Raw genomic sequence first — 6,045 nt, 5'->3', positions numbered from 1 at the left:
TGGTGGCGTTTCAGCCGCTTCTGCTGACGTATCTCTGTCAGCATCTGCTTCATGGTTATATGACTCATGGTCAGACGATACAGCAACTGGTTCAGCTGCTGCAACTAACACAAACAACACACAAGCTGTAATGGACTCAGATTTCACAATCTCAGGTTCAACAACAGCTGACTCAGGTATGTCATTCGGTGGTTCAATCCACGTTGATGACGGCGCAGATGATGACGCCCGCATGCACATTTCTGACGATTGGGGCCAGATCTCATTTGGTGAGCACAATGACGCGGCTAAAGCCACTTCAGTTGGAACATCAGCTTTTGATGCTGCAATCTCAGGTGGATCATCAATCCCAGGTAACGCAGCCGCTTCTGCAACCCCTATGATGGCCGTAGGCATGGCAACCAGCACAGTTGTTGGTGGCGAAGCTAAGGGTCAGATCATGTACACTTCACCAACAGTGAATGGTATCACTCTGCGCGTTTCACAGGCAGACGCTGGTTCGGATACAAAAGCTGACACAACAGCAATGGGTATTGTTTACACAACCGCTGCAAGCGGTGCTGATATCACTGTGAGCTATGCCACTACTGCTACTGACGCAGCTGGTGACTTATCAACAGCTGTTGAAAGCTCAGCTTCAGGCTATGGTGTAAAGGTTGTTTATGGTGACTTCACTGTTCGTGCATCAACATCAAACGCAGAGCGTAAGACACAGGCTGGCGCAGTCCAGAGTGACACAGACACAAGTGAATATGGCATTACTTATGCAATGTCAGACACATTGACTGTTGAAGCTGTAACTATGGACTCTGAGCTTGGCACAAACGGTGTGACTTCAGGTACAGACGGCGAAGCTGCTGCTGAAGGTGCAGGAGACACATATTCAGCAACACAGTTTGGTGTGAAGTACGTTCCTGCTACTGGCATGTACATCTCACTGTCAAACCGTTCATATGAGTACAAAAACGCATCAGCATCTACCAAAATGAATGACGGTGCAAACACACGTTTGAAAGTTGGCGTAACATTCTAATTTGAATGTTATCATGTCGAATGGAAAGGGAGGGGCTTGCCCCTCCCTTTTTTCTTTACAAATGAACGATCTATTTGCATTCTCTTGGCATATTCACCAATCAATGGATCGCCGATATGAAAACCACCCAGTCTCTTGCCACCGTTATGGTTACTCTTGCGTTTATTTTGGCAGGCTGTTCGGGGGCGGATATTCAGCCTGTAGCCGAAGAAGAAGGTGAAGTGTCTTTTCTGACTGGCAAAACCGGCGGCATGAAAATTCTTGATTTTGGCGCTGATAACAAAAGCGACAGCATGCCGGTGAACGCCTTATTATGGCGGGCATCGCTGGAAATTGCCGCCTTTGTGCCGCTTGACGATGTCGATACATTTGGGGGCAGCATCCTGACCGAATGGTATTCGCTTGCCGACCGGCCTGATGAGCGCATCAAGCTGATGATTTTTGTTGTTGGGCGCGAATTACGTTCGGATGCCATTCAGGTGCGTGTCTTTGCCCAGAAAGCCGAAAATGGCACATGGGGGGCGGCCACGCGCGACGACGCCTTGGCTAAGAATATTGAAGATCTTATTTTGACCCGCGCACGCGAAATGCGCGCCACGTCAGTTGCCGAATCAACCGAATAGATATTTAATTACCGCCGATAACATCATATGGCACCCCGTGCTAGGGAATATTTACGCGATAGTTTACAGGAAATTTCATGACGCATTATGATGCTCCTGCCATTGAAAAGAAATGGCAGCGCTGTTGGCAAGATAAAGAATGTTTTACCGCCGATCAGCCAGATAGTAGCGCCCCCAACCACAAGCCTAAATATTATGTGCTGGAAATGTTTCCTTATCCGTCAGGTCGGATTCATATGGGGCATGTTCGCAATTACACGCTTGGCGATGTTGTTGCGCGCTTTCGCCGGGCTCAGGGTTTCAACGTTCTGCATCCGATGGGCTGGGATGCCTTTGGCTTGCCGGCCGAAAATGCAGCAATGGAACGCGGTATTCATCCAGGCAAATGGACTGTTGAAAATATCGCCGCGATGCGCACCCAGCTACAAAGCATGGGGCTGTCTTATGATTGGAATCGCGAACTGGCCACCTGCACACCCGATTATTACCAGCATGAACAGCGCATGTTCCTCAAATTCCTCGATGCGGGTCTAGCCTATCGCAAGGAAAGCTGGGTGAACTGGGATCCGGTGGAAAATACGGTATTGGCCAATGAACAGGTTGTCGATGGGCGCGGCTGGCGTTCCGGCGCCCCCGTCGAACGGCGGCTTCTGTCGCAATGGTTTTTACGAATCACCAAATATGCCGATCATCTGCTGGCCGCGATTGACGGGCTTGATCGCTGGCCAGATCGCGTGCGCTTGATGCAGCATAACTGGATTGGCAAATCCGAAGGCGCGCGTATCAGTTTCCACATTACCGATAATCCGGATCAGACCGATGCTGATACGTATGCTGGCCGTGCGATTGAGGTGTTCACAACGCGCCCTGATACATTATATGGTGCCTCTTTTATCGCCATTGCCGCCAACCATCCACTTGCCCGCGAGATTGCCACACATGATAAGGGCGCGGCTGATTTTGCGGCTGAATGCGCCCAGCTTGGCACCTCGGAAGCGGCTGTCGAAACAGCTGACAAAAAGGGCTATGACACAGGCCTTTTTGTGGCCCATCCGGTCATTGACGGGGCGACATTGCCTGTGCATATCGCCAATTTTGTGCTGATGGATTACGGCACAGGCGCCATCTTTGGCTGTCCGGCGCATGACCAGCGCGATCTTGATTTCGCCACGGCCTATGGCTTGCCTGTTTTGCCGGTGATATTACCCGAAGATGCCCCCGATAATGTAGATGCGGGAAGCTTTACCATCACCGACACTGCCTATACTGGCCCTGGTAAGCTGATTAATTCGGGGGAATGGGACGGGCTTGATGTCGAAGCTGGTAAACAGGCCGCCTTTACAACACTTGCATCGGCGGGGACAGGTCAGGCAGAAACCACGTTCCGGCTTCGTGACTGGGGCGTATCGCGGCAACGCTATTGGGGATGCCCGATCCCGATCATTCATTGTGATTCCTGTGGCGCGGTACCGGTACCTGACGATCAATTGCCTGTACAATTGCCTGAAGATGTTGATTTCACCCAGCCAGGCAATCCGCTTGCCAATCATCCAAGCTGGAAACATACAAACTGCCCCACATGCGGCAAAGCGGCAATGCGTGAACAGGATACGTTTGACACTTTCTTTGAAAGTTCGTGGTATTTCCTGCGTTATTGCGATCCAAAGCATAAAAATGGCTTTAGCGCCGAAGCGGCACAATATTGGATGCCGGTCGATCAATATATCGGCGGTGTTGAACATGCCGTTCTGCATTTGCTTTATTCGCGCTTTTTCACGCGTGCCTTAAGCGAGGTAGGCTATCTTGATCTTGCCGAACCTTTTGCTGGTTTGATGACGCAAGGCATGGTCTGCCACCAAACGTTTCAGGATAAAGACGGCAAATGGCTGTTTCCTACCGATGTCGAACGCGATGGCGATAACTGGGTCACACGCAGCGACAACGCATCGGTCACTGCCGGACGCATCGAAAAGATGAGCAAGTCCAAGCGCAATGTCGTCGATCCCGAACTTATCATTGGCACCTATGGCGCAGATACAGCGCGCTTGTTCATGCTGTCGGATTCGCCGCCTGAACGTGATATGGAATGGACCGAATCCGGCGTCGAAGGCGCGTCACGCTTTCTCAAGAAAATCTGGCGCTTGGCGGCTGATGATACCATCGCTCCACCTGACGCCGTCATGCCTGATACTGCCGATTCCGCAGCCCAGGATCTTGTCAAAACAGTCCACAAAACCATCCTTGCCATCACCAAGGACATTGAAGACTTCCGCTTCAACCGTGCTGTTGCCCAGCTTCATACCTTGTCGAACGCGATCAGCACGCTTGCCCCTGACATTGCCGGATCTGCCGAAGCGCGGCGTTTTGCGATTGAAAATCTTGCCATGCTTATCGCGCCTTTGACCCCGCATATTGCTGAAGAAATGTGGCACATGCTTGGCCATGACACGATGCTTGCCAATACGGACTGGCCTACCGCCGATCCGGCAGTGGCCGCTGATGATGAAGTTGAAATCGGCGTGCAGGTGAATGGCAAATTACGCGCCACCATCACATTGCCGCGCGATTGTCCAAATGAAGACGCCGAAGCAAAAGCATTGGCATCCGATGCTGTTTCCCGTTATCTTGAAGGCAAGTCCCCCAAGCGGGTTATCGTTGTCCCCAACAGGATTATAAATGTCGTTGCGTAACATCATCATCGGCCTGCCCCTTCTGTTTTTGCTTGGTGGTTTTCTAGGTGGATGCACATCTTTGTCCAAAGACCAGATCGACGCCGCCATGATCGACAGGCTGGCCAGCGTCGAAATTCTCACTTTAGGGGGGCGCGATGGACAGATTTACAGCCGTAACCTGCGCCAAACTATGTTCAGCAACTATGCAACGGAATCGGAATATCGCCTTGCCAGTAAAATATCAATCAGCTCAAGCGAGGCTTTTGCCGTGCGCGGCGTGTCATCTGATTTTAAAAAGATGACCATGACCGTATCCTTTACCCTGACCGACATAAACAGTAATGATGTCTTGCTTCGTAATGCGGTTTCGGCCAATGCCACTTTGGGTACCGTCTCCTCGAAATATGGCAACGAGCAATCCGTGCTACAGGCCAAAAAGCGCCTGGCCAAATTGCTGGCTGAACGCGTGCGCCGCCGCTTGCAATTATATTTTCTCTCCACAGCCCAGCCCATAGATAAAACATGAAGATTCAGACCCGGCAAATTGCAGGTCTTCTCAAACAACCCCCCGCGCATATGCGCGCCTTTCTGTTTCATGGCAATGACATTGGTTTGATTCATGAACGCGCGCTGGCTCTTGCTGGCCTTTATAGTGAAAATCTTGATGATGTTTTTTCGGTCACGCGTCTTGATAGCGGCGCCATAGAAAATGATGTTGGCGTGATTGCCGATGCTGTGTCCAGCATTGCCGTTTTTGCCGAGACGCGCGTGGTGATTGTGCGTGGCCGTGGCACTGAACTTGTCGAAGCGTGCAAACTGGCACTCACCCCACGCAAAGATGGCACCTTGCTTGATGGGGCGGTGCTTATAGTCGAAGCCCGCGAAACAACAACACGCCATGCCATTGTCAAATTATTCGAAAACGGCGATGCCTGTGCATCTATCGGGTGCTATGCTGATGATAGCGGCACCATACGTGATCTTGCCCAATCCAGCTTCGCTGAATTATCGATAACTGTCGATCGCCATGTTATGGATCTGATTGTTGGTAAATTGGGCGCTGACCGCGCTGGCTCGCGCCGCGAAATCGAAAAATTGGCGTTAATGGCTGGACAGGGAGGCAGCTTAACCGCCGAAGACATCGAAACGGCACTTGAAGACAGCACCGTTTTGGCCATTGATGATGTCGCCAGTGCTGTTGCGGACGGGAATATCCTCCGCTTGCAAGAGGCAATCACCAAAGCATGGTCGGAAGATGCCAACCCGATCATGGTCATTCGTGGCTGTCATACTTATTTCCGTAGTTTGATGATCGCAGCGCATGGCGTATCAACCGGCAGTTCGCGCGATATGGCTATAAAGTCATTGCGCCCGCCTGTGCATTTCAAATTACAGGGGCGCATGGCTGCCCAGTTACAAAAATGGGGACATAAGCAAGCAATGGCGGTACTTGATAAGCTTCAGGATATTGAGCTTGCGTTGAAATCATCTAGTCCGAATGATCGGGTGATCTGTATGCAAGGTTTGCTGGGACTGTGCCTACGCGCCCGCGCTTAATTATTCCACCATCACCTTTCACACTTATGTTTGGATGATGCTTATTCTTTATATTATGCCGCGATCATCTGTCGGCTTCCGCGTTGCTCCAGCCGGATGATGCTTGGTTCATGCCGCGATCATCTGTCGGCTTCCGCGCTGCTCCAGCCGGATGATGCTT

General features: G+C 51.2%; 5 protein-coding genes. All 5 read left to right on the top strand.

Annotated features, from left to right (window positions below):
- A partial coding sequence (locus tag ABNT28_RS09645) for a porin (protein WP_348721475.1) occupies positions 1–1,033 on the top strand: 1,033 nt, incomplete at its 5' end.
- Positions 1,034–1,149: 116 nt separating this feature from the next.
- Positions 1,150–1,656 (top strand): DUF3576 domain-containing protein, encoded by a 507-nt coding sequence (locus ABNT28_RS09640; protein WP_332924737.1) that lies wholly within the window; start codon positions 1,150–1,152, stop codon positions 1,654–1,656.
- 77 nt (positions 1,657–1,733) lie between these two features.
- A complete protein-coding gene (gene leuS, locus ABNT28_RS09635) occupies positions 1,734–4,346 on the top strand; it encodes a leucine--tRNA ligase (RefSeq protein WP_348721474.1) in 2,613 nt (870 codons plus the stop codon).
- Entirely contained in the window at positions 4,333–4,854 is a 522-nt protein-coding gene (locus ABNT28_RS09630; RefSeq protein WP_348721473.1) for a hypothetical protein, read from the top strand. The genes leuS and ABNT28_RS09630 overlap by 14 nt, the downstream gene beginning before the upstream one ends.
- Positions 4,851–5,885, top strand: a complete 1,035-nt coding sequence (gene holA, locus ABNT28_RS09625; RefSeq protein ID WP_348721472.1) for a DNA polymerase III subunit delta — start codon at positions 4,851–4,853, stop codon at positions 5,883–5,885. Before ABNT28_RS09630 ends, holA begins: the two co-directional genes overlap by 4 nt.
- Positions 5,886–6,045 lie beyond the last annotated feature (160 nt).

Source organism: uncultured Candidatus Puniceispirillum sp., from assembly GCF_963979125.1.
Classification (GTDB): Bacteria; Pseudomonadota; Alphaproteobacteria; order Puniceispirillales; family Puniceispirillaceae; genus Puniceispirillum.
The sequence above is the reverse complement of the archived record's forward strand: the minus strand, read 5'-3'. Positions and strand labels throughout refer to the sequence as shown.